The organism is Streptomyces carminius (assembly GCF_002794255.1).
GTDB classification, from domain to species: Bacteria; Actinomycetota; Actinomycetes; order Streptomycetales; family Streptomycetaceae; genus Streptomyces; species Streptomyces carminius.
Map to the genome: position 1 here is coordinate 88548 of NZ_PGGW01000068.1, position 25309 is coordinate 113856.

At 75.3% G+C, this 25309-nt stretch carries 20 protein-coding genes and 1 pseudogene; 13 read left to right on the forward strand and 8 right to left on the reverse strand.

The genetic code is table 11. The annotated features are described in order from the left end of the window. Positions 1-202 (forward strand): annotated as a pseudogene (locus CUT44_RS26850) (methylmalonyl-CoA mutase); the annotation flags it as partial. Here the strand turns inward: CUT44_RS26850 and CUT44_RS26855 are convergent. Beyond that, on the reverse strand, positions 178-1803 hold the full coding sequence (locus CUT44_RS26855) for a DUF5691 domain-containing protein (RefSeq protein WP_100204559.1): 1626 nt from the start codon (positions 1801-1803) through the stop codon (positions 178-180). The pseudogene CUT44_RS26850 and the gene CUT44_RS26855 overlap by 25 nt on opposite strands. Beyond that, complete coding sequence (locus tag CUT44_RS26860) at positions 1800-3257, reverse strand: SWIM zinc finger family protein (RefSeq protein ID WP_100204609.1); 1458 nt, start codon at positions 3255-3257, stop codon at positions 1800-1802. The genes CUT44_RS26855 and CUT44_RS26860 overlap by 4 nt, the downstream gene beginning before the upstream one ends. A 255-nt stretch (positions 3258-3512) precedes the next feature. Between CUT44_RS26860 and CUT44_RS26865 the strand changes: the two genes are divergently transcribed. The 5 genes from CUT44_RS26865 (at position 3513) to sucD (ending at position 10931) form a co-directional block, all read left to right on the forward strand. Continuing rightward, positions 3513-4667 (forward strand): ATP-binding protein, encoded by a 1155-nt coding sequence (locus tag CUT44_RS26865; RefSeq protein WP_408646803.1) that lies wholly within the window; start codon positions 3513-3515, stop codon positions 4665-4667. Next, positions 4664-7090, forward strand: a complete 2427-nt coding sequence (locus CUT44_RS26870; RefSeq protein ID WP_100204560.1) for a DUF5682 family protein — start codon at positions 4664-4666, stop codon at positions 7088-7090. Before CUT44_RS26865 ends, CUT44_RS26870 begins: the two co-directional genes overlap by 4 nt. After that, positions 7087-8409 (forward strand): VWA domain-containing protein, encoded by a 1323-nt coding sequence (locus tag CUT44_RS26875; RefSeq protein WP_100204561.1) that lies wholly within the window; start codon positions 7087-7089, stop codon positions 8407-8409. The genes CUT44_RS26870 and CUT44_RS26875 overlap by 4 nt, the downstream gene beginning before the upstream one ends. Before the next feature lie 439 nt (positions 8410-8848). After that, positions 8849-10021 carry an ADP-forming succinate--CoA ligase subunit beta gene (sucC, locus tag CUT44_RS26880; protein WP_100204562.1) on the forward strand — a complete coding sequence of 391 codons (1173 nt, stop codon included), beginning with the start codon at positions 8849-8851 and terminating at the stop codon, positions 10019-10021. A 25-nt stretch (positions 10022-10046) separates the two neighbouring features. Then, on the forward strand, positions 10047-10931 hold the full coding sequence (gene sucD, locus CUT44_RS26885; protein ID WP_100204563.1) for a succinate--CoA ligase subunit alpha: 885 nt from the start codon (positions 10047-10049) through the stop codon (positions 10929-10931). Between the two features lie 325 nt (positions 10932-11256). On the opposite strand, the gene CUT44_RS26890 is transcribed toward sucD, so the two are convergent. From CUT44_RS26890 to CUT44_RS26900, 3 genes are all read right to left on the reverse strand, one after another. Further along, complete coding sequence (locus CUT44_RS26890) at positions 11257-12630, reverse strand: protein kinase domain-containing protein (RefSeq protein WP_100204564.1); 1374 nt, start codon at positions 12628-12630, stop codon at positions 11257-11259. Then, positions 12627-13373, reverse strand: coding sequence for a hypothetical protein (locus tag CUT44_RS26895; RefSeq protein WP_100204565.1), 747 nt, complete (start codon positions 13371-13373; stop codon positions 12627-12629). Before CUT44_RS26895 ends, CUT44_RS26890 begins: the two co-directional genes overlap by 4 nt. A 195-nt stretch (positions 13374-13568) precedes the next feature. Next, positions 13569-14474, reverse strand: coding sequence for an RNA polymerase sigma factor (locus CUT44_RS26900; protein WP_100204566.1), 906 nt, complete (start codon positions 14472-14474; stop codon positions 13569-13571). 270 nt (positions 14475-14744) lie between these two features. Here CUT44_RS26900 and CUT44_RS26905 point away from each other — a divergent pair, with 270 nt between their 5' ends. Further along, positions 14745-16034: a cell division protein PerM gene (locus CUT44_RS26905; RefSeq protein WP_100204567.1), complete on the forward strand. Its 1290-nt coding sequence runs from the start codon at positions 14745-14747 to the stop codon at positions 16032-16034. Between the two features lie 147 nt (positions 16035-16181). On the opposite strand, the gene CUT44_RS26910 is transcribed toward CUT44_RS26905, so the two are convergent. Next, positions 16182-17120: a hypothetical protein gene (locus tag CUT44_RS26910; RefSeq protein ID WP_100204568.1), complete on the reverse strand. Its 939-nt coding sequence runs from the start codon at positions 17118-17120 to the stop codon at positions 16182-16184. A 259-nt stretch (positions 17121-17379) separates the two neighbouring features. Between CUT44_RS26910 and purN the strand changes: the two genes are divergently transcribed. Then, positions 17380-18033: a phosphoribosylglycinamide formyltransferase gene (gene purN, locus CUT44_RS26915; RefSeq protein WP_100204569.1), complete on the forward strand. Its 654-nt coding sequence runs from the start codon at positions 17380-17382 to the stop codon at positions 18031-18033. Next, on the forward strand, positions 18026-19603 hold the full coding sequence (gene purH / locus CUT44_RS26920) for a bifunctional phosphoribosylaminoimidazolecarboxamide formyltransferase/IMP cyclohydrolase (RefSeq protein ID WP_100204570.1): 1578 nt from the start codon (positions 18026-18028) through the stop codon (positions 19601-19603). Before purN ends, purH begins: the two co-directional genes overlap by 8 nt. 96 nt (positions 19604-19699) lie before the next feature. Here purH and CUT44_RS26925 read toward each other — a convergent pair whose 3' ends face one another. Further along, the gene (locus CUT44_RS26925; RefSeq protein ID WP_100204571.1) at positions 19700-20245 is read right to left on the reverse strand and encodes a hypothetical protein; all 546 of its coding nucleotides are present in this window, start codon (positions 20243-20245) and stop codon (positions 19700-19702) included. A gap of 117 nt (positions 20246-20362) precedes the next feature. Next, a complete protein-coding gene (locus CUT44_RS26930; protein ID WP_100204572.1) occupies positions 20363-21082 on the reverse strand; it encodes an RDD family protein in 720 nt (239 codons plus the stop codon). Positions 21083-21473: 391 nt separating this feature from the next. Between CUT44_RS26930 and CUT44_RS26935 the strand changes: the two genes are divergently transcribed. The 4 genes from CUT44_RS26935 to CUT44_RS26950 all read left to right on the forward strand — a co-directional run bounded on the left by CUT44_RS26935 (position 21474) and on the right by CUT44_RS26950 (position 25263). Continuing rightward, the gene (locus tag CUT44_RS26935) at positions 21474-22343 is read left to right on the forward strand and encodes a bifunctional methylenetetrahydrofolate dehydrogenase/methenyltetrahydrofolate cyclohydrolase (protein ID WP_100204573.1); all 870 of its coding nucleotides are present in this window, start codon (positions 21474-21476) and stop codon (positions 22341-22343) included. Positions 22344-22443: 100 nt separating this feature from the next. Then, entirely contained in the window at positions 22444-22866 is a 423-nt protein-coding gene (locus CUT44_RS26940; RefSeq protein WP_100204611.1) for a DUF3017 domain-containing protein, read from the forward strand. 249 nt (positions 22867-23115) lie between these two features. Further along, positions 23116-24036, forward strand: coding sequence for a helix-turn-helix domain-containing protein (locus CUT44_RS26945; RefSeq protein ID WP_100204574.1), 921 nt, complete (start codon positions 23116-23118; stop codon positions 24034-24036). 237 nt (positions 24037-24273) lie between these two features. Beyond that, complete coding sequence (locus CUT44_RS26950) at positions 24274-25263, forward strand: malate dehydrogenase (RefSeq protein ID WP_100204575.1); 990 nt, start codon at positions 24274-24276, stop codon at positions 25261-25263. The last annotated feature ends 46 nt before the right edge of the window (positions 25264-25309 follow it).

Below are 25309 nucleotides of genomic sequence, written 5' to 3' on the forward strand. Positions count from 1 at the left end.
CAACACGCTCTTCGCCAAGGTGCTGGAGCTGCTGCGCGAGCGTGACGCGGAGGACATCAAGGTCTTCGGCGGCGGCATCATCCCCGAGGGTGACATCCCCTCGCTCAAGGCCCAGGGCGTCGCCGAGATCTTCACGCCCGGCGCCCCCACCGGCCAGGTGGTGGAGTGGGTCCGCTCTCATGTGGGGTCGGTGGCGGCCTGAGCCGTCCCCCCTCCCTCCCCCGGACTCTCCCCCGGGCCCGGGCCCGGCTCGAGCTCCCCGAGCATCGTGGCGCGGAGCCGGAGTGTGGCCACCAGCCGCTGGAACGCCTCCGCCCAGTAGCCGCCCGCGCCCGGTGAGCCGTCCTCCGGCTCGTCCGGGACGGCGGTCAGCGGGGCGAGCCGGTCGGCCTGCGCCGGATCCAGGCAGCGCTCGGCCAGCCCCATCACCCCGCTGAAGCTCCACGGGTAGCTGCCCGCGTCCCGGGCGATCTCCAGCGCGTCCACCACCGCGCGTCCCAGCGGCTCGGCCCAGGGAACCGCGCAGACCCCCAGCACCCGGAACGCCTCGGACAGGCCGTGGGCGGATATGAACTCCGCCGCCCACTCCGCCCGCTCCCGCGGGGGCAGCACGGTCAGCAGCTTCGCCGGATCGCCGGGCACCGTCGCCATCGGGGCGGACGGCTTCCCCAGCAGGGCACGGGCCCACGCGGCGTCCCGCTGGCGCACGGCGGCCCGGGCCCAGGCCGTGTGCAGCTCCTGCTCCCAGTCGTCGGCGACCGGCAGGGCCGTGACCTCGGCGGGCGTACGGCCGCCCAGGTGCCCGGCCCAGGTGTCCAGCGGAGCGGCCTCCACCACCTGGGACAGCCACCACGAGCGCTCGCCCCGCCCGGCGGGCGGCCTGGGCGCCACACCGTCGCGCTGCATGCCCGCGTCGCACTCGTACGGCGCCTCGACCGCCAGCCGGACCGCTCCGCCGGTGTGGTCCGGGGCGACACAGGCCCGGGCCCGGGCCGCCATCCGCGCCGCGAGCGCGGAGGCGGGCAGCGCGGAGAGCAGTTCGGCGGCGGTGGAACGGACCGTGCGGCTGCGGTCGGTCAGCGCCCGCTCCAGGAACTCCTCGTCGTCCGGCGACAGGCCCTCGCGCAGGGTGTCGAGGAACATCAGCCGGTCCTCGGCCCGCTCCGCGGACCAGGTGCCGGCCAGCAGCTCGCGGGCCGCCGCCGGGTCGTGCCGCCGCAGCGACACCAGCAGCGCGGACCGCTCGGCGAACAGGCCCTCCTCCCACAGCCGCCGGACGGCGGTCCGGTCCGCGCCGGCCCCGGCCGCCGTACCGTCCCCCGGAAGGCCGGTGTCCCGGCCGCGCAGCGCGAACCGCCAGTCCGGGTTGAGCCGCGCCAGCCACCGCGCCCGGGGCCCGCCCAGGGCCAGGACCGGGGAACGCAGATCCGTCCGGGCGCGGGCCGCGTCCAGCAGGGCGGGAAGCTGCTCGGCCGGTGCCCGGTAGCCGTGGGTGTTGGCGGCGGCCAGCCACTGGGGGAGCAGTTCGGCGAGGTCGGGGGCGGTGCCCCGGCGCCCGCCGGCCCCGCCGGAGCGGTCGGTGAGCAGCAGCGCCAGCCGCCGCGCGGCGGCCGGCGGCAGCGCCGGCCGCGGATCGGCGGGCGCGGGCTCCGGCCGCGGCGCCGCTGCGGCGGGCCGCAGCCCGGCCCGGCGCCGCACGGTCTCCACCGCGGCGGCGTCCAGCAGCGCCTCGACCGAGCCGCCGGGCGGAGTGCGTCGCTCGGCGCCCAGCAGCGCGGCGCCGACCAGTTCTGCCCAGTTCATGCCGTCCCTCCCAGGAGCTCCGCCGGGCCCAGCGGGATCGCGGCGCCCGGTGTCCGGCCCTCGGCGGTGCCGGCCGCGGTGCCGGGCCAGACCGTGTACGGGGTGAAGCCCCGGTGTCCGCACTCGCCGAAGACGGTGACCGGCCCGCCGCCGGAGACGGCGGCGAGCCGCCACATCCGGGAGCGCGTCGCCGCCGTCACCGGCACCGGCAGCGCGTCCTCCCCTCCGGCGTCGGCCAGCTGCCAGCCCTCCCCGGCCGGTACGGGCACCACGTCCGTCAGAACCGCCGGCCGGCCTTCCAGCCAGGGGTCGTCGCACAGGGCCGCGCCGTAGGCGGCCAGCGCCCCGTGGACGGCCGTCCCCGGCGGTACGGCCCCCGGCTCCGGGGACGTGTGGCGCCGGCCGAGGACGGCCCGCAGCGGCCGGGCGCCCGGATAGAAGGCGAGCTCGGCCTCCAGCGCGGCGCCGACCGGCAGCATCGGATCCGGGGGTGCCTGCCCGGCCGTCCCGAACGACAGCAGCAGCGCCGTGCGCCCGCTCTCCCGGCCGTACAGCCAGACCCGGCGCGCCGTCACCCTCCCCTCCTCCGCCTCCTCCCGCCCGAGCACCAGCCACCGGTCGCGCACCAGCGCGTCACGGTCGGCGAGGACCTCGGCGGCCTCCACGGTGAGTCCCACCCGGGACCGCACCGTCGCGGCCAGCGGTGCGGGCAGTTCGTCCAGCCGCAGGACGGCCCGGTCGAGCAGGTGCAGCAGCGCGCACTCCGCCAGCAGCCGGGAGGGCCAGCCGGGGCCGGACCCGGGGACGGCCCCCAGCTCCCGCACCCGTGCGGCCAGCCCCGGCGCCTGGGCGTCCACCATGCGCGCGGCCGTCTCGTCCCAGCCGGCGTATCCCGACCGCTGCGCGCCCGCCAGTCCGCCGCGCAGCAGATCCGCCAGCCGCCGCTCCAGCTCGGTGGCGCCCGCCGCGATCCGCGCGGCCCGCCGCTCGGCACGGCGCCGGGCCGCCGCCGGATCGGCGGGGCCCGCCGCCCGCTCCCCCTCGCGGGCGGCGACCGCCTCCTCCCGGACCCGCTCCGCCCGCTGCCGGCGGCCCGAGAGCCAGGACCCGGCCCAGTCCGGCACCGCCTCCGGCGTCTCCGGTACGCCCTCCCCGCCCTCGCCCGGCCCGTCCGCCGCCCACAGCAGAAGCAGCCCCAGCGCGTGCTTGCAGGGGAACTTCCGGCTGGGGCAACTGCACCGGTACCCCGGCGCGGCCTCCCCCGCGAGGTCCACCACCGTCCGGTACGGACTGCTGCCACTGCCCCTGCACTCCCCCCACACCGCGCCCCGCCCGGCACCGGTGCCGGACCACGGGCCGGGCGCGGCCAGCCTGGCGCCCGCCTTGCGGGACGCGGCGTCGGGTGCCAGCCCCAGCACCTGCTCCGCCGTCCAGCGGGCTTCCCCTGTGCTCATCTCCTCGCCCTTCACCACAGGGACGCGTGGTTCTCGCCGTCGTCCCGCACACCGACGCCCTCGTCGCTCTCACAGACCGGAATCACAAGATGGCTCTCCGTGTGACGCAGCATGTGAACGACCGTACGAGCCGGCACTGACAATCCGGTCCGGCCCGGCAACGGGCCGGTGCGCACGGACCGGCGCGGGGCCGGACTGTCAGTGGCGCCGTGCATCGTGGTGGCGAACCGGAACGACCGCCTGCGAGGGGGAGACGTGCCCGTCACCACCGGTACCACCGACAGCGCCGGCACCACTGGCGCCACCGACAGCGCCGGCACGGCCGGCAGCGCACCGGCCGTCCTGCGGCCCCACGCCGAGGACGCCTTCGCCGGGGAACTGAGCGCCCTGGCCGCCGACGACCGGCCGCGCCCGGCGCGGTGGCGGCTGTCGCCGTGGGCGGTGGCGACCTACCTGCTCGGCGGGACCCTGCCGGACGGCACGGTCATCAGCCCCAAGTACGTCGGGCCGCGCCGGATCGTCGAGGTGGCCGTCACCACCCTGGCCACCGACCGTGCCCTGCTGCTGCTCGGGGTGCCCGGCACCGCCAAGACCTGGGTCTCGGAGCATCTGGCGGCGGCCGTCAGCGGCGACTCCACGCTGCTGGTGCAGGGCACGGCGGGCACGGCGGAGGAGTCCGTCCGCTACGGCTGGAACTACGCGCAGCTGCTGACGAACGGCCCGAGCCGCGCGGCACTGGTGCCCAGCCCCGTCATGCGGGCCATGGCCGACGGCAAGATCGCCCGGGTCGAGGAGCTGACCCGCATCCCGGCCGATGTGCAGGACACCCTGATCACCATCCTGTCGGAGAAGACGCTGCCGGTCCCGGAGCTGGGCGAGGAGGTCCAGGCCGTCCGCGGGTTCAGCCTGATCGCCACGGCCAACGACCGGGACAAGGGCGTCAACGAGCTCTCCAGCGCCCTGCGCCGCCGCTTCAACACCGTCGTGCTGCCGCTGCCCGAGACGGCCGAGGCGGAGGTGGACATCGTGACGCGGCGGGTGGAGCAGCTCGGCCGCTCGCTGGACCTGCCGGCCGTCCCCGACGGCGTCGACGAGATACGGCGGGTCGTCACGGTCTTCCGCGAGCTGCGGGACGGGGTCACCACCGACGGCCGCACCAAGGTCAAGTCCCCCTCCGGCACCCTGTCGACCGCCGAGGCCATCTCGGTGGTCACCGGCGGGCTGGCGCTGGCCGCCCACTTCGGCGACGGGGTGCTGCGCGCGGGCGACGTGGCGGCGGGCATCCTCGGCGCCGTCGTGCGCGACCCGGCCGCCGACCGGGTGATCTGGCAGGAGTACCTGGAGGCGGTCGTCCGCGAGCGCGAGGGCTGGAAGGACTTCTACCGCGCCTGCCGCGAGGTGAGCGCGTGACCGCGGCCGGCACCGGTCCGGCGGGGCCGCTGCTGCTGGGCGTGCGCCACCACGGCCCGGGGTCGGCGCGGGCGGTGCTGGCGGCACTGGCGGCCCGCGCGCCGCGGGTGCTGCTGGTGGAGGGCCCGCGGGAGGCCGACGCCGTGGTGGCACTGGCGGCGCACGAGGGGATGCGCCCGCCGGTGGCGCTGCTGGCCCATGTGGCGGACGAGCCGGGCCGGGCGGCGTTCTGGCCGCTGGCGGAGTTCTCCCCGGAGTGGGTGGCCATCCGCTGGGCGCTGGCGCACGGCGTGCCGGTGCGGTTCTTCGACCTGCCCGCGGCCCACTCGCTGGCGATGGACGATGGCGGCGGTGACGGTGATGGTGACGGTGAAGGTGAAGGAGACGGCGACGGGAACGGGGGCGGTGAGCCGGCGGGGGAGGAGGCCCCGGGAGGCGGAGCGCTCCGCCTCGATCCGCTGCGGGTGCTCGCCGAGACGGCCGGCCACGACGACCCGGAGCGCTGGTGGGAGGACGTCGTGGAGCACCGCGGCACCCACCGCGGCGCTCACCGAGGGGAAACGGGACCGGCCGCCGACTCGTACGACCCGTACGCGCCCTTCGCCGTCCTCGCCGACGCCATGGCCGCCCTGCGCGAGGCGCACGGCAGCACCACCGGGGACGGCGGCCACCGGCGCGACGCGGTCCGCGAGGCCCATATGCGGCTGCGGCTGCGGGAGGCGCGCCGGGAGTTCGGCGACGACGGCGTCGCCGTCGTCTGCGGCGCCTGGCACGTTCCCGCGCTCACCGCGCGGACGACCGTCACCGCCGACCGGCAGCTGCTGAAAGGGCTGCCGAAGGCCAGGACGGAGATCACCTGGGTCCCCTGGACCCACGAGCGGCTCGCCCGGCGCAGCGGCTACGGCGCGGGGATCACCTCCCCCGGCTGGTACGGCCATCTGTTCACCGCGCCCGACCGGCCCGTCGAGCGGTGGCTGACGAAGGTCGCCCGGCTGCTGCGCGAGGAGGACTTCGCCGTGTCCTCCGCGCACGTCATCGAGGCGGTGCGGCTCGTGGACACCCTCGCCGCCCTGCGCGGCCGCCCGCTGCCCGGTCTGGGCGAGACGATCGACGCGACCCGGGCCGTGCTGTGCGAGGGCTCGGACGTGCCGCTCGCCCTCGTCCACGACCGGCTGACCGTCGGCGACGTCCTCGGCGAGGTGCCCGACGAGGCGCCGGCCGTGCCGCTCCAGCGTGATCTGGCCCGCCTCCAGCGGTCGCTGCGGCTGAAGCCCGAGGCGCGCGAGCGGGAGCTGGAGCTGGACCTGCGCGAGGAGAACGCCGCCGCCCGCAGCAGACTGCTGCACCGGCTGCGGCTGCTCGGCGTCGACTGGGGCGAGCCGGCGGCGAGCCGCACCGGCGGCACCGGCACCTTCCGGGAGACCTGGCGGCTGTGCTGGCGGCCCGAGCTGTCGGTGCGGATCGCCGAGGCCGGGGTGTGGGGCACCACCGTGGCCGCCGCGGCCACCGCCCGGGCCGAGGCACTGGCCCGGGCGGCGGAGTCGCTGGTCGAGGTCACCGAGCTGGCCGAGCGCTGCCTGCCCGCCGGGCTGGGCGACGCCCTGCCCGTGGTGATGCGCGTCCTCGCCGACCGCGCCGCCCTCGACACCGACGTCGGCCATCTCGCCCAGGCCCTGCCCGCGCTGGTGCGCTCCGTCCGCTACGGCGACGTGCGCGGTACGGACGCCGCCGCGCTGCGCGAGGTTGCCGAGGGGCTCGCCGAGCGGGTGTGCGTCGGGCTGCCGCCCGCCTGCGCCGGGCTCGACGCCGACGGTGCGGCCGAGCTGCGCGGCCATCTGGACGCCGCCCACCGGGCGATCGCCCTGCTGGAGCGGGCGGACCTGCTCACCCGCTGGCGGGCGGTGCTGCGCACCCTCGCCGGGCGCGACCGGGTCCCCGGGCTGCTGAGGGGCCGCTGCACCCGGCTGCTGCTGGACGACGGCCGGCTCCCGGACGGCGAGGCGGCCCGGCTGATGGGCCTGGCCCTCTCCCCGGGCACCGCGCCCGGGGACGCCGCGGCCTGGGTCGAGGGCTTCCTGGCGGACGGCGGCATGCTGCTCGTCCACGACGAGCGGCTGCTGGCCCTGGTCGACACCTGGCTGTCCGGGATACCGGGGGAGGCGTTCACGGACGTGCTGCCGCTGCTGCGCCGGACGTTCGCCGCGTACGAGCCGGGAGTGCGGCGCACGGTCGGCGAACTGGTCCGGCGCGGCCCGGCGGGACCGGACGGCCCGGGCACGGACGCCGGGGAGGCGGTGCCCGGCTTCGGGGCGGGGCTGGACGAGGCGCGGGCCGACGCCGTACTGCCGGCCCTGCGGCTGCTGCTGGGCCCGCTCCCCGCGGACGCCGCCGACCCGGCGCGGGGGGCGGTGACCGCGCGATGAGCGACCGGACGGCGGCCCGGACCGTGCCGGACGGCGCGGGGAACGGGGCGGACAGGCGGGACAGCGCGGACAGGGGGGACGGGACGGTGGACGGGACGGCACCCGAGGCGGTGGACACGGCAGCGGACGGCACGGCACCCGAGGCAGCGGACGGCACGGCGGCGGACGAGCGGCTGCGCCGCTGGCGGCTGGTCCTCGGCGGCGGGGCGGACGCCGACGGCACCGGCTGCGCCCTGTCCGGCCGGGACGAGGCCATGGACCGCACCCTCGCCGCGCTGTACGGGGACGGTGACGGCCCCGGGAGCGGCGGCCGGAACTCCGGCGCGGGACGCCGGGCGGCCGGGCTGGGCGCGTCGGCGCCCGGTGTGGCCCGCTGGCTGGGGGACATCCGCACCTACTTCCCCACCTCCGTCGTCCAGGTCATGCAGCGGGACGCCATCGACCGGCTCGGTCTGTCGGCGCTGCTGCTGGAGCCGGAGATGCTGGAGGCCGTCGAGCCGGACGTCCAGTTGGTGGGCACACTGCTCTCGCTCAACAGGGCGATGCCCGAGACCAGCCGGGAGACCGCCCGCGCGGTCGTCCGCAAGGTGGTGACGGAGCTGGAGAAGCGGCTCGCCACCCGCACCAGGGCGACCCTGACCGGTGCACTCGACCGGTCCGCGCGGATCCACCGCCCCCGGCACCGGGACATCGACTGGAACCGCACCATCCGGGCGAACCTGAAGAACTACCTGCCCGAGCACCGGACGGTCGTGCCCGAGCGGCTCGTCGGCTACGGCCGCGCCTCCCGGGCGGTGAAAAAGGACGTCATCCTCTGCATCGACCAGTCCGGCTCGATGGCCGCCTCGGTCGTCTACGCCTCCGTCTTCGGCGCCGTGCTCGCCTCGATGCGCTCCCTCGCCACCCGGCTGGTCGTCTTCGACACCTCCGTCGTCGATCTCACCGACGCACTCGACGACCCGGTGGACGTGCTGTTCGGCACCCGGCTCGGCGGCGGCACCGACATCAACCGGGCGCTCGCCTACTGCCAGTCGAGGATCACCCGCCCGGCCGAGACCGTCGTCGTCCTCATCAGCGACCTCTACGAAGGAGGTATCCGCGACGAGATGCTCAAACGAGTCGCCGCGATGAAGGGCGCGGGCGTGCAGTTCGTCACACTGCTGGCCCTCTCCGACGAGGGCGCCCCCTCCTACGACCGGGAGCACGCCGCGGCCCTCGCCGCGCTCGGCGCACCCGCCTTCGCCTGCACTCCCGACCACTTCCCGGAGGTGATGGCGGCGGCGCTGGAGAAGCGCCCCCTGCCGGTACCGGAGGACTGACGCGCGCGTGGGGCGGTACGCGTACCGCCCCACCGCCCCACGCGCGCTCGCCGCGCCGGCCGAGAACACAGGCGGGCCCGCCGGGAGCAGCCTGGCCCCGCCTCCGGCGGAGGGCCCGCGGCACCGGCGGGACCTGTCACCGGTGCCGCGCCCGCCGTCATACGTCTCCCGCCGCCCTGCTGCGGCTCCATGGAGCCGCTCCGCACAGCCGGGCGGAGTGTGCGGAGAGAAGCCGCACATCCCGGCCGGAGGCGGAATGAGGCCCTCCGGCTGTGACCGTTGTCACCGAACAGGTGTGAGGTCGGATTTATGCGGGGCACACGGACGGGACTAACCTGCAAGGCGGACATGCCGCGCGCCCTCGCAGACGCCGCGGCCACGCGGCACGCCCACGCTGACAACGAACCGCGAGAAACCACTGACTAGGGGACGGACGCGCGTGGACCTGTTCGAGTACCAGGCGAGGGACCTCTTCGCCAAGCATGAGGTACCGGTGCTGGCCGGTGAAGTCATCGAGACGCCCGAGGCGGCGCGCGAGGTGACCGAGCGACTCGGCGGTCGCGCGGTTGTCAAGGCGCAGGTCAAGACTGGTGGCCGGGGCAAGGCGGGCGGTGTGAAACTGGCCTCCGACCCGGCGGACGCGGTGGAGAAGGCCGGCCGGATCCTCGGTATGGACATCAAGGGCCACACCGTCCACAAGGTGATGCTGGCCCAGACCGCGGACATCGCGGAGGAGTACTACGTCTCCTTCCTGCTGGACCGCGCCAACCGCACCTTCCTCGCCATGGCGTCCGTCGAGGGCGGTGTCGAGATCGAGGAGGTCGCGGCCACCAAGCCCGAGGCCCTGGCCAAGATCCCGGTCGACGCCGTCGAGGGCGTCACCGAGGCCAAGGCTCGCGAGATCGTCGAGGCCGCGAGCTTCCCGGCCGAGATCGCCGACCAGGTGGTCGACGTCCTGCGTCGGCTGTGGGACGTCTTCGTCAAGGAGGACGCCCTTCTGGTCGAGGTGAACCCGCTGGTCAAGACCGGTGAGGGCAGGGTCATCGCGCTGGACGGCAAGGTGTCCCTGGACGCCAACGCCGAGTTCCGCCAGCCGGACCACGCCGCCCTGGAGGACAAGGCCGCGGCCGACCCGCTGGAGGCCGCCGCCAAGGCCAAGGGCCTCAACTACGTCAAGCTCGACGGCCAGGTCGGCATCATCGGCAACGGCGCGGGCCTGGTCATGAGCACCCTGGACGTCGTGGCGTACGCCGGTGAGAACCACGGTGGCGTCAAGCCCGCCAACTTCCTCGACATCGGCGGCGGCGCCTCCGCCGAGGTGATGGCCAACGGCCTGGAGATCATCCTCGGCGACCCGGACGTGAAGTCCGTCTTCGTCAACGTCTTCGGCGGCATCACCGCCTGCGACGCCGTCGCCAACGGCATCGTCCAGGCACTGAAGCTGCTGGCGGACAAGGGCGAGGAGGTCACCAAGCCGCTGGTGGTGCGCCTCGACGGCAACAACGCGGAGCTGGGTCGCAAGATCCTGACCGACGCCGACCACCCGCTGGTGCAGCAGGTGGACACCATGGACGGTGCGGCCGAGCGGGCCGCCGAGCTGGCCGCCAAGTAACGAGGGACGAGGACACCGACACACCATGGCTATCTTCCTCACCAAGGAAAGCAAGGTCATCGTCCAGGGGATGACCGGCTCCGAGGGCCAGAAGCACACCCGGCGCATGCTGGCCTCCGGCACCAACATCGTCGGCGGCGTGAACCCGCGCAAGGCGGGCACCACGGTCGACTTCGAAGGGACCGAGGTACCCGTCTTCGGCAGCGTCAAGGAGGCCATGGAGGCCACCGGCGCCGACGTCACCGTCGTCTTCGTCCCGGAGAAGTTCACCAAGGCCGCGGTCATCGAGGCGATCGACGCCGAGATCCCGCTCGCCGTGGTGATCACCGAGGGCGTCGCCGTCCACGACACCGCCGAGTTCTGGGCGTACGCGGGCTCCAAGGGGAACAAGACCCGGATCGTCGGCCCGAACTGCCCCGGTCTGATCAGCCCCGGCCAGTCCAACGCGGGCATCATCCCGGCGGACATCACCAAGCCGGGCCGCATCGGCCTGGTCTCCAAGTCCGGCACGCTGACGTACCAGATGATGTACGAGCTGCGCGACCTCGGCTTCTCGACCTGCGTGGGCATCGGCGGTGACCCGATCATCGGCACCACCCACATCGACGCCCTCGCCGCCTTCGAGGCCGACCCCGACACCGACCTGATCGTGATGATCGGCGAGATCGGCGGCGACGCCGAGGAGCGGGCCGCCGACTTCATCAAGGCCAACGTCACCAAGCCGGTCGTGGGCTACGTCGCGGGCTTCACCGCCCCGGAGGGCAAGACCATGGGCCACGCCGGCGCCATCGTCTCCGGTTCCTCCGGCACCGCCCAGGCGAAGAAGGAGGCCCTGGAGGCCGCGGGCGTGAAGGTCGGCAAGACCCCGTCCGAGACCGCCCGCCTGGCGCGCGAGGCGCTCGCCGGCTGACGGCCGCACCGCCGCCGCCCGTACGGCGCGGGCCCGCACCCCCGGGGGTGCGGGCCCGCGTGGTTTCTCCCGGCCGGTGCCCCCGGCGCCGGGGGCACGGGACCGCCGCGGCGGCCGGGGACGCCGGGAGCGGAGCCGCCGCGACGATCGCCGCCGTGACGGCGGCCGGAGCGGACGGCGGAGCGGGACGGCGGGTACCGCGGATGCGCCGGGGCACGGTGATCTCCTCTGCCGGATTCCGGCGGGTGAACGGTGCACACCCACCCTGGTGCCGGAGCGCGGTGCGGGGAGCCCGGAAAGCCGCAGGGCGGGCCTGGTGCGGCGGTCAGCAGTTGGGGACCCACCTGTGCGACAGCGGTGCGTAGCTGCCTGCCAGGTTGCCCTGCTGGCGCATGGAGGTGCAGCCGGTGCGCCGCATCGTGCGAGTGCGGTCGACGCCGGCCGGTGTGAAGTCGCGGCCCCGGTAGTACGCCACGCCGCCGCGGCCCTCCGCCTCCACACCGTTGTTGAAGATCGACTTCACCGGGTGGTCGCGCGTCCACCCGCACGTCTCGTCGCCGGACAGCCAGTCCGGGTCGTCACCCTGCCAGCTGCACATCCGGCCCATGCCGAACTCCTCACTGAAGAAGCAGACGCTGTCCGGCGGGCAGCGGTGGTAGCCGTATGTCGGCCCGTCGTCCCGTAACGACGTGTAGGTCACCGTCGCCGCCGCTCCCAGCAGCGCCCCCGCCAGGGTGATCACCAGAACGGGGCGGCGCCAGGCGCGCGGGCGGAGCCTCGGCAGGCGTGGGGAGCGGACGGTCCCCGCGGCACGCTCCACCCGGCGCAGGAGCGCGGCGCTGCCGAGGCCGGCCCGCCGCTCGTGGGTGGGGGCCAGGCAGGCGGTGACGATCTCCCGCCACGGCTCCGGCAGCCCGGGGGAGAGGCGCAGCTCCTCCGTGCCGCGCGCGTAGCGCACCGCCGCGTCGCAGCGGGCCTCCGCCGAGCCGCCGGGCAGCGGGTGGGTGTCCGTGAGAACGAGGTGGGTCAGCACGCCGAAGGCCCAGATGTCGGCGGTGGGACGCGTTCGGCGGCCACGTTCGCCGTACTCCGGCCACAGCAGCTCGGGCGGGGTGTAGTCGGGGGTGGCGAAGGCGGGGGCGTAGGCGTGGGTGCCCTCCAGTTCGGCCGCCATGTTGAAGTCGCCGAGGCGGACCGAACCGTCCTTCATCAGCAGCACGTTGGCGGGCTTGAGGTCGCCGTGCACCCAGCCCGCGCGGTGCAGCTGGTGCAGTCCCTCGCAGATCTGGGCGAGGAGGGCGGGCCCGGAGCCGGGCACCGGTGTCCGGCGCAGCAGGGCGTCCAGTGATCCCTCGGCCCGCTCCAGCACGAGGACGGTGGCGCCGTCGAGTTCGGGACGGTCCGGGTCGTCGACGGTGAGGGCGTCGTACATCCGGATCAGCCGGGGGGAGCGCAGTCGGCGGAGCAGCTCGACCTCGCGTTCGGCCATTTCGCGCAGATGGCGGAGCCGGCGGGGGGTGTGGGTGCCGGTGGGCAGGAACTTCAACGCCACCTCGCGGGGCCGTCCGGCCCCGGCACCACCGGTGTGCCGCCCCGCGTACACGGTCCCGAACGCGCCGGAGGCAAGCGGTTCGCGTACCTCCCAGGAGCCGACGCGGTAGCCCGGCGGCACGGGGACGGAGTGGGGGAGGCCGGTCACCGGGCCGCCCTGCTCGGCGCGGCGCCGAGGACGACGAGGTCGTCCTCGCACACGAGGTCGAAGCGGAGCGCGAGCGAGACCAGGGACTCCTTCTTGCCGCCCCGGCGCGGTCCGGACTCCGCCACGTCCGGGCCGGGACGCAGCCCGAGCTTGACCGCGAGGTAGTCGATGTTCCAGTAGACCAGGGAGCGGTGGACGGCCGGCCACCCGGAGCGCAGCCGTTCGACGAGCTGGTCGACGGTGGGCAGCGGGGCGTGCGGGTCGTCGCGCAGCCGGGGTTCGCACAGGGCGGCCAGCACCGCGTAGTAGCGCGTGGTGCGGTCGAGGGCGAACGCCGGTGCCGTGGTGGCCCCGGCGGCGGAACAGGAACCCGCGGCACGGGGTCCGTAGCGGTGGCGCGGGGCCCACACCTCGAAGCTGAGCAGATCGCCGGCGGCGGGCAGCACCACGCGGGAGAACTCGAAGGGAATGGGTGCGTCCAGGCGGCCGGGCGAGACCTTGACGTGTTCGCCCGCGCCCTCCGGGTTCTCCACCACGTACGTCTGGTCCGCGCTGTGGTTGCTCAGGATCCAGAAAGCACGGTGCGCGGTGATCTCGCCGGCGACCCGTGACACGCCCCTGTGCGCGATCGACAGGCCGCTGCCCGGGATCGCGCGGCCGAAGGCGAGCCGCTCACCGGCCGCGATCCTGAACTGGCCGTCGGGCCCCTCGCAGCCCGGTGGCACAACGATGACGCTGTACATACTGGCTCCCCCCTTGAGCGGCGGTGTCAGTGTAGGGGGCAGCGTCGAGGGGCCACGCGTGGTTCGGCCGGGAGTGTCAGGACCCTCCACGGTGGCGTGTGGGGCCCCGAGGATCCACCGGAAATCCTCCGCGGAGCCGTACCGGGCCACCGTAGGTACGCGGCCGCGGCCGCGTACCCGTCACCGGTGCCGGCCTCAGCCGTCCGCCGCTCCGTCCTCCGGGGAGTGCCCGGAGACGGCCGGTGACCGGTCCGGCGGGGTGTGGCCCGCCGGACCGGTGGCCGCGCCGAACACCGCCGCGGCCACCAGCACCGAGGTGGCCCCGATCACCGCGCCCGTACGGCGCTGTGCCAGCCGTTCGCCGCCCTCCCGCACGGCGCGGGCGGGCGGAAGGGCGGGGACGGGCCACGCGGCGGCCAGCCCCTCCAGCAGCGCGCGGATGATCCGCCTCCGCCGCTCCGGCTCGACACGCCGCAGGGCGGGCACGTACTCGCCCAGCGCCTCGCGCGCGTGCATCAGCCGTCCGGCCGCCGCCGCGGTGCTGGACTCGCTCTCGGCGGCCGTCTCGGCCGCTCCGAGCCCGAGCCCGTCGTGCAGGAGCAGGGTCCGGCGGTAGGAGGGCGGCAGTTCCAGCAGCGCCTGCGCCAGCGTCTCCAGCGCCTCCCGCGGCAGCCGCTCCTCCCGGTCCTCCCGGTCCTCCCGTTCCCCTCCGGCTGGGAAGGGGGCGCTCGCGAGGCGGCGGCGGGGATCCAGCCGGTGCCAGGGCGAGAGGGCGTGGTCGTGTGCCGCCGCGCGCACCCAGCCGGCCGGATTCCGGTCCACGGCGACCTCCGGCCACCGCTCCCAGGCCAGCCGGAACGCGTGGCGGACGGACCGCTCGGCCAGCCGCCGGTCACCGGTGAGCAGACAGACCTGCCGGAACAGCGGCTCCGCGTGCCGCGTGTACAGCAGGTCGAAGGCCTCGGCGGGCCCGCCCGGCACCGCGGTGCCGGGCGGGCCCGGCTCCTCGCGTCCGGCCGTCTCCCCGGCCGGGGCGGACGGAGTGCCCGACCGCTGCCCGGGGGCGGGGATGGAGACCTTCTCAGTCGTGCTGCCCGTCATGCCGGCGTCCTCCGCGGATCGTCATTGGCCATACCGGTATGGACCTCATACCGGCGTACTGTGCGAAAAGCTCCATTGCGCATTGTGTGCAACACATCGATGTTTTATTCACTACCGGGGATGAACGGGGGAAGTTGGCAGCATGGCGGCGTGCATCCCACGGCCCGACACCGAGCGACACCGCCCGCGCACCGCCCCCCCGGCCCTCCCGGAGCCCCGCCGGGCCGCCGTGCGCCGGATCACCCCGCGGAGCGGCTCCTGGAGGGCGTGATGGCGGCCGGGCTGGGTCTGGCCGGGGTCGCCGTCGTCGTCCTGCTGCTGTGGATCACCTCGCCCTGTTCCGGCGGCGGTCCCGGTGACGCCCTGCGCATCGCCGCCGATCTGTGGCTGATGGCACACGGTGCCCCCCTTGTCCGTGTTCAAACACTCGGCGGCGCCCCCGCGCCCGTCGGTCTGACCCCGCTGCTGCTGTGCGCCGTCCCGATATGGCTGCTGTACCGCGCGGCGCGCGACGCGGTGTCCGCGGCGGCCGGTGGACCGGTCGGCGAACCGGCGGACCGCACGGTGGACGGGGGCCGGCCCTGGCGGGCCGCGGGCTGGGTCGTCGCGGGGTATCTGCTGGTCGCGGCGGCTGCCACCGCTTATGCCTCCACCGGTCCCCTCCGGGTCGATCCGCTGGGCGCCGCACCGCGCCTGCCCGCCGTGGTGGCCGCCGTGGCGGCGGCCGGGGTCTGGACGGGGCTGGACCGGCCCATGGCGTGGATCCGCCGGGCGCCGCGGTGCGCACGGCGCGCGCCCGCGCCGGTCCGGACGCTCGGCAGGCCGCTCGGACGGTGGTCCGGCCGGGTGCTCGGAGCCGCGGCGGCGGTCCTCACCCGGCCCGGAGCCGTCGCCGTACCGCGTGCCGCCGCCGCGGGCACCGCGGCGCTGTGCGCGGCGGGCGGACTGCTGACGGCGGGCGCCCTGCTGTGGAGGACGGTGGCGGGCGGTGGCGCGCAACAGGCGGTGCTCCCCGAGACGGTCCCCGGCTGCGCGGGACACGCCGCGCTCCTGCTGCTCTGCCTGGCCCTGGCGCCGAACGCGGCCGTCTGGGGCGCGTCGTACGGCCTCGGCCCCGGCTTCACGCTCGGCGGGGGCAGCACGGTGGGGCCGTCGGCCGTGACCGCGCTGCCCGGGCTGCCGGACTTCCCGCTGCTGGCCGCCCTGCCCGCCGAGGGCCCCGGCACCCCGCTGACCTGGACGGTGGCGGGAGTGGTGCCGCTGGCGGCCGGAGCGGCGACGGCCCGGAGCGTGGCGTGTGCGGCCGTGCCCGAGTGGGGGCGGCCGGTGCTGGGCGGGTGGGCGACCGCGTGCGCCGCCGTACTGGCCGCCTGCGGCTGCGGAGCGGCCATGGCGCTGCTGGCGGCCTGGTCGGGCGGGCCGCTGGGCAACCTGGCACTGGCCCAGCTGGGCCCGCGCTGGTGGCTCACCGGCGCGGCCGCGCTGAGCTGGACCGCCGTCCTGGGGGTGCCGGGCGCGCTGGCCCTGCGGTACCGGCGGCTGCGGCGCGGCCCGGCATGACGCGCCGATCCCGCCCCGCCCCGCCCGATCCCGCCCCGTCCGGCCCCGCCTCCCGCCGTACGGCGCCCGCGCGGCGGCGGACGGCCCGCCGCGCCCCGGCCCGGAGACGAGGGCGGAGACGGGGGCGGGGGCCCCAGGAGGCGGGGATCAGTCCTGTTCGCCGAAGAGGGGGCGCAGCTCCTCGGGGAGGTGCCGCTCGCACGCCTCCCGGGAGGAGTTGGTGAGGGCGTCCTCCACGCAGACGAAGTAGTCGCGGTAGACGAGCTGCACGGTGAACTGCGCCGCGATGATCGCCAGGGCGGCGACGCCCGCCACCAGGCCGCTGACCGCCACCGCCGTCTGCGGTCTGCCACCGCGCCCGCCCGCCGGGTGCGCGGGCGGCACGGCGGGACCCGGACCGGTGCCTCCGGCCGCCCCGGCCACGTCCTCGGGCCGGGCACCCCGTCCCGGGGACCCCGAAGAACCGCCCGCGCCCGCGGCGCCGCGCGGCCCGGTCCGCAGCGTGCTCACCCCCCAGTACACGGCCAGCGCGCCCAGCGGGGTCGCGAGCCACGGAATGCTGAAGAGGGCGAAGAAGAAGCCCCACATGCCGGCCAGCAGCGCGTACCGGGCCCGCCGCTGGGCCGGGTCGGACGGATCCCAGCGCGGTCCGCCCGCCCCGCCGTTCCGGCCGTCGGGCCGCTCGGGACGGCCGCCCTCGCCGAAGTCGCGGCCCTGGCGGTGCGGCTGGCGGCTGCTCCACCGGCTCCCCCAGTTCGGCGGGGAGCCGGCGGGGCGGCTCCGCTCCCGCTCCCCGTCGCCGTTCCCGTCGTCCCCCTGCCCGGGGTCCTCCGGGCCGGAGCCGTGCGGGTGGCGCGGGCGCCAGGGCTGCTCCGGCCGCCCCTCGGGCGGCGGCGCGAAGGGATTGTCGTCGGAGGAACCGGAGGAACCGGAGGAGCCCGAGGAACCGCGGAGGTTGCGGGTGCCCCGGGTGTCCCGGCCGGCCGGTCCGGAGAAGGACCACCGCTTCCGGAGCAGGACCGAGGCAGTCCCGGTCGTGGTGCCGGTCGAAGGTGCGAGGGCCGCACGGCGGCGTCGGTCCGTCATGTGGTCTGATTCTTCCCCTTGGTGTCGTCCGGGCCCGGTGCGGGCGGCCCCGGTGCGGCGCGCCGCCGGATACCGGTGCGTAGCGCAGACGCTACCGGGCGGCCGTCCCCCCGTCCCGAGGGGGCCGCCCGGTGTGCCGGTATCGTTGCCGACGGCCGGCCGCGTCACAGGACTCCCCGGGACGAACGCCCCGTGAACCCGCACGACCGCACGGACGACCGCACACCGCCGCACCACCCATCCGAGAGAGAGCCCCGTCGTGGCTTCCGTTTCCCGATCCGCCGCCGCCCACTCCCCGGCCCGCCTCGTGGTGCTCGTGTCGGGTTCGGGAACGAACCTCCAGGCCCTGCTCGACGCCGTGGCCGAACGGGGACCGGCCGGCTACGGCGCCGAGGTCGTCGCCGTCGGGGCCGACCGCGACGGCATCGCCGGGCTGGAGCGGGCCGAGCGCGCCGGGCTGCCGACGTTCGTGTGCCGGGTGCGGGACCACGACGGCCGGGCCGCCTGGGACCGGGCGCTGGCCGGGGCGGTGGCGGCGCACGAGCCCGATCTGGTGGTGTCCGCCGGGTTCATGAAGATAGTGGGCAAGGAGTTCCTGGCCCGGTTCGGCGGGCGCTTCGTCAACACCCACCCCGCCCTGCTCCCCAGCTTTCCCGGCGCCCACGGTGTGCGCGACGCGCTCGCGTACGGCGTGAAGGTCACCGGGTGCACCGTCCACTTCGTCGACGACGGGGTCGACACCGGCCCGATCATCGCCCAGGGCGTGGTCGAGGTGCGGGATGAGGACGACGAGTCCGCCCTCCACGAGCGGATCAAGGAAGTCGAGCGACGGCTGCTCGTCGACACCGTGGGACGGCTCGCCCGCCACGGCTACCGCATTGAGGCAAGAAAGGTCATCCTCGGTCATGACTGAAGGCTCCGAGAGCACCGCTTCCACCCGGCGTCCCGTCCGCCGCGCACTGATCAGCGTCTACGACAAGACGGGCCTGGAGGACCTGGCCCGCGGTCTGGACGCGGCGGGCGTGCGGCTCGTCTCGACCGGCTCGACGGCCGCGCGGATCGCCGCGGCGGGCGTGGCGGTCACCCCGGTCGAGGAGCTGACCGGCTTCCCCGAGTGCCTGGACGGCCGGGTGAAGACCCTGCACCCGCGCGTGCACGCGGGCATCCTCGCCGACCTGCGGCTGGACGACCACCGCCGGCAGCTCCAGGAGCTGGAGGTGGAGCCCTTCGACCTCGTCGTCGTCAACCTCTACCCCTTCCGGCAGACCGTCGCTTCCGGCGCCTCCCCGGACGAGTGCGTGGAGCAGATCGACATCGGCGGCCCCTCGATGGTCCGTGCCGCCGCCAAGAACCACCCGTCCGTGGCCGTCGTCGTCAACCCCGGCCGGTACGGCGAGGTGCTGAAGGCCGTCAACGGGGGCGGCTTCGACCTGGCGGAGCGCCGGCGGCTGGCCGCCGAGGCGTTCGCGCACACCGCCGCGTACGACGTGGCCGTCGCCTCCTGGTTCGCGGGCGACTACGCCCCGGCCGACGAATCCGGCTTCCCCGAGTTCCTGGGCGCCTCCTACGAGCGCCGCAGCGTCCTGCGGTACGGCGAGAACCCGCACCAGCCCGCCGCCCTCTACAGCGACGGCACCGGCGGTCTGGCCGAGGCCGAGCAGCTGCACGGCAAGGAGATGTCCTACAACAACTACACGGACACCGAGGCCGCGCGCCGGGCCGCCCACGACCACACCGAGCCGTGCGTGGCGATCATCAAGCACGCCAACCCCTGCGGCATCGCCGTCGGCGCGGACGTCGCCGAGGCGCACCGCAGGGCCCACGCCTGCGACCCGCTGTCCGCCTTCGGTGGCGTGATCGCCGTCAACCGCCCGGTGTCGGTGGCCATGGCGGAGCAGGTCGCCGAGATCTTCACCGAGGTGATCGTCGCGCCCGGCTACGAGGACGGCGCGGTGGAGGTGCTCGCCCGCAAGAAGAACATCCGGGTGCTGCGCTGCCCCGGGGCGCCCGCCGCGGCACTGGAGCACAAGCCGGTCGACGGCGGCGCGCTGCTCCAGGTCGCCGACCGCCTCCAGGCCGGCGGCGACGACCCGGCGAACTGGACCCTGGCCACCGGCGAGGCGCTCGGCGCGGCGGAGCTGGCCGAGCTGGCCTTCGCCTGGCGCGCCTGCCGGGCGGTGAAGTCCAACGCGATCCTGCTGGCCAAGGAGGGCGCCACGGTCGGCGTCGGGATGGGCCAGGTCAACCGGGTGGACTCCGCGAAGCTCGCCGTCCAGCGGGCCGGCGAGGAGCGGGCCCGCGGCTCGTACGCCGCCTCCGACGCGTTCTTCCCCTTCCCCGACGGCTTCCAGGTCCTGGCGGACGCCGGGGTGCGGGCCGTGGTCCAGCCGGGTGGCTCCGTCCGCGACGAGCAGGTGGTCGAGGCCGCGAAGGCGGCAGGCGTGACGATGTACCTCACCGGCACCCGGCACTTCTTCCACTGAACCCGCTGAGCCCACTGAGCCCGGCGCCCCGGCACGGCACGGGCCCGGCGGTCCCCGCACCGCGGGGCCGCCGGGCCCGTGCGCCCGTGCGGGAAGTCAGGCCTGCGGGCGGTTGAACCAGGCCGCCGACTCGGCGGAGGCCAGCAGCACCAGGCAGAAGACGCCCACGGCCATCCACAGCAGGCCGAGCGGGAGGGCGGCGATGCCGACCAGGATGAGGACGGCGGCCCAGACGATGGCCGCGATCCGCAGCCCGCCGCCGCCCTGCGGGAACCTCGTGGCGAGCGCGATGCCGACGAGCGCGTGGAGCAGGAAGAAGCCGAACATCACGTAGTACACGCCGGTGTCGATGTCCAGCTCGCCGTAGGTCTCCTCCAGGGTGTTCTGCGAGGAGGCGAAGACGACGATGAACAGCAGCGAGAGCAGTGCCTGGATCCCGCCGGCGATGTAGAGGATCAACCGGGCCGAGTTGACCTTGCCCGGCATCGTCCCGGGCGGCCCGCCCGGTGAGCCGTACGGGCCGGGCGGCGGCGCCAGCGGGTGCCCGGACGACGGTCCGTCCGGCCCGTGGGCGGGAGGCTGGTCCGAGGGGCTGCCGTAAGGATTCTTCCGGTACGGGTTGTTCGGGTCGGAGCTGCTCATGGCGGTCCTCCGGGCGTGTCGGGGCGGCGGCCGGACGCCGAGGGCCGCGTCACGGGACTCCCGTGGCGCGGCCCTCGGCGTATGAGCCCGAGCGCGGTGCCCGTACGACGGGCCGCGCTACTTCTTGATGACCACCGTTCCCGCTGCCCGGTCGTGCCATCCCTGCAACTTGCCGCTGTTGTCGAAGAACGGCGACAGGTAGACCAGGACCGCACCGATGTAGCACAGGAACGCGCCGACGACGGGGATGATGTAGCGGATGAAGCCGCCGCCGACTCCCGGCAGCCGGCCGTCGGCCTCCCTGACGACCTTCAGGCCGAGCACCATCTTGCCGACGGTGGCGCCCTTGAAGGCGATCATCAGCCACTCGTAGAGCAGCAGCAGGACCGCGAACAGGGCGAGCATCGCGAACATCGCGGCGATGCCGCCGAGGGCCTGCTCGGCGTTCTCGTTGACGCACGCTTCGTAGCCGGGGTCGAGGTAGGTTCCGCAGTCCTCGGCGTCCGCGGTGAGGCCGATCGCACCGCCCACCCCGGCGAAGATGATGATCGAGTTGAGCGCGCCGATGATCAGGCCGTCGACGAGGCGGGCCAGGAAGCGCTGCCCCATCGTGGCGACCCTGACCGTGCCCAGGTAGGGGATGTTCAGGTAGCCGTTGTTCGCCTGGACGGTGCCGGGAGGAGCGGGGTAGCCCCCGGCCGGGGGCTGCTGCGGGTAGCCGTAGCCGCCCTGCGGGGGCACGCCCTGCTGCGGGTAGCCGTAGCCGGGCTGCGGAGGCTGCTGGGGCTGCTCCTGGTAGGGGTTCGGCTGGCCGCCGGGCGGCGGGGGGTAACTCATGGGCGGTTTCCTCCGAGCGGAAGAGTCAGGGACGGTTGAGGCCGGTAGGGCGTCCGGAGGACGCCCGGGGGCACACTTCGCCGCCCCAGCAGCCGCGCTGCGTGAGAACCGGACCGTGCATGAGTGTGTCTCCCCCCGATTGCCGTGCCGTCGGCCTCGCGGCGGTGACGGCACGGCGCCTCATGGTGGTGGGCGGACGGGTGTACTGTCCAGCCAAGATCGGGGAATGTGGCGATTCCGCAACGTACCGGGAACGCTCCGCCGTCCCGTCGGCCCGTCGGCCCGCGATTTCGTGACGGAACCGGCACTTCCCGTGGCGGACCGGCGGCCGCGGGCCCCGGTGGGCCGGGGCGATTGGAGACCGGCCCCCCGTATCCGGGAGGATGGGCCCATGACCGCCCAGATTCTCGACGGCAAGGCCACCGCAGCCGCGATCAAGTCCGAACTCACCGCCCGGGTCGAGGCCCTGAAGGCCCGCGGCGTCCAGCCCGGCCTGGGCACGCTCCTGGTCGGGGACGACGTGGGCAGCCAGAAGTACGTGGCGGGCAAGCACCGCGACTGCGCCCAGGTCGGCATCGCCTCCATCCAGCGCGAGCTGCCCGGCACCGCCGGACAGGAGGAGATCGAGGCCGTCGTCCGCGAGCTGAACGAGGACCCCGCCTGCACCGGCTACATCGTGCAGCTCCCGCTGCCGCGCGGGGTGGACACCAACCGTGTCCTGGAGCTGATGGACCCGGCCAAGGACGCCGACGGACTGCACCCGACGAACCTCGGCCGGCTGGTGCTGAACGAGCCGGCGCCGCTGCCGTGCACCCCCAACGGCATCATCGAGCTGCTCCGCCGGCACGGGGTGGAGATCAACGGGGCGAACGTGGCCGTCGTCGGCCGCGGCATCACCGTCGGCCGCTCCATCGGGCTGCTGTTCACCCGCCGCACCGAGAACGCGACGGTGACCCTGTGCCACACCGGCACCCGCGACCTGGGGGCGCGGCTGCGCGAGGCGGACATCGTGGTGGCGGCGGCCGGCTCGCCGCACCTGGTGCTCCCCGAGTACGTCCGGCCGGGTGCGGCCGTGCTGGACGTGGGGGTCAGCCGGGACGCCACCGGGAAGATCGTCGGTGATGTCCACCCGGACGTCGCCGAGGTCGCCGGCTGGCTCTCCCCGAACCCGGGCGGCGTCGGCCCCATGACCCGGGCGATGCTGCTGGCGAACGTCGTCCGGGCCGCCGAGCGCACCGTGGAGGCGAGCGGTGTCGGCTGACGCCGGAAGCACCGGGGACACCGGCTCCGCCGGGAACGACGACGGCACGGCGGAGCCGGTGCGTACGGCGCTCCCGGCGGAGACGGCGGAGCACGACGGCATGGGGGAGCAGGCGGAGGCGGACGACGGGGCCCCGCGGCGCCACTCGCGGCGCTTCCCGCTGATCACCCGGGACACCGCCCGGCCCGAGGGCGGCGGCCGGGCCGCCCCCGGGGACGCCCCCGCCCCCGCGCGGCAGTGGCCGCTGCTGTGCGTACTGGCCGGGACGGCCGCCGGGCTGCTGGTGACCCTCGGCAACTTCCGCGCGGGCATCCTCACCATGGGCGCGGCCATGCTCCTCGGTGCCCTGCTGCGCTGGTCGGTGCCGTCGGTGGGGATGCTGGCGGTGCGCTCCCGCTTCACGGACGTGCTGACCTACGGGGTGCTGGGTGCCACGATCACGCTGCTGGCGATGATGGCGCAGCCGAAGCCCTGGCTGGAGATCCCCCTTCTGGAGGGCATCCTCCACTTCTCGATCCGGTAGCCGCCCGGACGGCGCCGGGGGGCGCTGTTCCGGCCGCGCGCGCCGGGGGAGCCCACCGCCGGGTCCGCCGATTCTCCGGCGGAGGCGGGACGGTCCGCGCGCGGTGGGACAATATTCCGGATTCACTCCTGCGTGCCCCGCCGGGAACTGACGCCCCGTTTCGGACATCCCCGTGGACAGGGGCATGGACCGGAGGCGGTACGGGGCGGGGACGGGACACGGGCGTGTATGCACGAGGGGGGGAGGCGGATGCCTCGCTGGAAGGCGTTGCCACAGGAACTGGATCCGCGGATCCGGGAGTTCACCGGGCAGCTGAGACGTCTGGTCGACCGTTCCGGACTGAGCGTGATCGCGGTCGCCGACCGCACCGGGTACAGCAAGACGTCCTGGGAGCGCTACCTGGACGGCCGCCTGCTGCCTCCGCGCCGCGCGATCCAGGAGTTCGCCGAGGCGACCGGTACCGACGTACGGCACCTCGGCACGCTGTGGGAGCTGGCGGAACGGGCCTGGAGCCGTGCCGAGCTGCGGCACGACGAGACCATGGAGACCGCCCGGGTGGCACAGGCGCGTGCCGCGCTGGGGGAGCCGGGGGAGGAGCCGCCCGGTGAGCGGACCACGCGGCTGCGCGTACCGCCGCCCCCGGACCCCGGCGGGCAGCGGCCCGACGGCCCGCCGGGCCCGGTCCGCCGCCCGCTCCGGCCGCTCCTCGCCGGAGCGGCGAGCGCACTGGTACTGGTGGCCACCGGCGCGTTCGTCCTCTCCCTGCGCGGGGACGGGGAGACAGCCGCCGCCCCGTCGGCGACCTCCTCCCCGAGCGCGTCGGCGCCGGCCCCGCCCGAGGGCGTGGAGTGCGGCGGAGCGGACTGCGCAGGCCGGGACCCGGAGGCCATGGGCTGCGGCGGACGGCACGCCGAGACCGTCGCGGACGCCACGCTGGGCGAGGCGTACGTCGAGGTCCGGTACAGCGAGGCATGCCGGGCGGCCTGGGCCCGGGTCAGCGGCGCCGGCCCCGGGGACACGCTGCGGATAGCCGCGGCGGAGGCGGCGGAACGCGGCGAGGTGGGCGACTCCGGCAAGGCGTACACCCCGATGGTGGCCGCCGCGGATCCCAAGGCGCCGTCGGCCTGCCTGGTGCCCCCGGAGGGCACCGAGAGGTGCACGGCCGGCTGACGGCGGCCGGTTGACGGCGGCCGGCCGGAGCCGGGCCGCGGGTGGCATGACACCGGAGAACCCCGGGTATGCGATCCGCCGCCCCCCACGGGTACGGCACCATCCCGAGCGGCCGCCCGCCACCACGTGCGGGCGGCCGCCGCCGTGCCGGGGCCGTCGGATAGCCTGACACCAGGTCTCTTGATGTAGAGATACGTTGGAGACCCAGCCGCCACCGTCAGGTATACGGAGATCGCCATGACCCGCACTCCCGTCAATGTCACCGTCACCGGCGCCGCCGGCCAGATCGGCTACGCGCTGCTGTTCCGCATCGCCTCCGGCCACCTCCTCGGCGCGGACGTGCCGGTGGCGCTGCGCCTCCTGGAGATCCCCCAGGGGGTGAAGGCCGCCGAGGGCACCGCCATGGAGCTGGACGACTGCGCCTTCCCGCTGCTCAAGGGCATCGAGATCACCGACGACCCGAACGTCGCCTTCGACGGCGCCAACGTCGCCCTGCTCGTCGGCGCCCGCCCGCGCACCAAGGGCATGGAGCGCGGTGACCTGCTGGAGGCCAACGGCGGGATCTTCAAGCCGCAGGGCAGGGCCATCAACGACCACGCCGCGGACGACGTGAAGATCCTGGTCGTCGGCAACCCGGCCAACACCAACGCCCTGATCGCCCAGGCCGCCGCCCCGGACGTACCGGCCGAGCGGTTCACCGCGATGACCCGCCTGGACCACAACCGGGCGCTGTCGCAGCTCGCCAAGAAGACCGGCACCCCGGTGGACGAGATCCGCCGGCTGACGATCTGGGGCAACCACTCCGCCACCCAGTACCCGGACATCTTCCACGCCGAGATCGCGGGCCGGAACGCGGCCGAGGCCGTGAACGACGAGAAGTGGCTGGCGGAGGAGTTCATCCCGACCGTCGCCAAGCGCGGCGCCGCCATCATCGAGGCCCGCGGCGCCTCCTCCGCGGCCTCGGCCGCCAACGCGGCCATCGACCACGTCCACACCTGGGTCAACGGCACCCCCGAGGGCGACTGGACCTCCATGGCCGTTCCCTCCGACGGCTCCTACGGCGTTCCGGAGGGCCTGATCTCCTCCTTCCCCGTCACCTGCGCGGGTGGGAAGTACGAGATCGTGCAGGGTCTGGAGATCAACGACTTCTCCCGGCCGCGCATCGACGCCTCCGTGCGGGAGCTGGAGGAGGAGCGCGAGGCCGTCCGCGGTCTCGGCCTCATCTGACGGTCCTTCCGGCCCCGGACCCCTTCCGGCCCCGAACCCCCTCCGG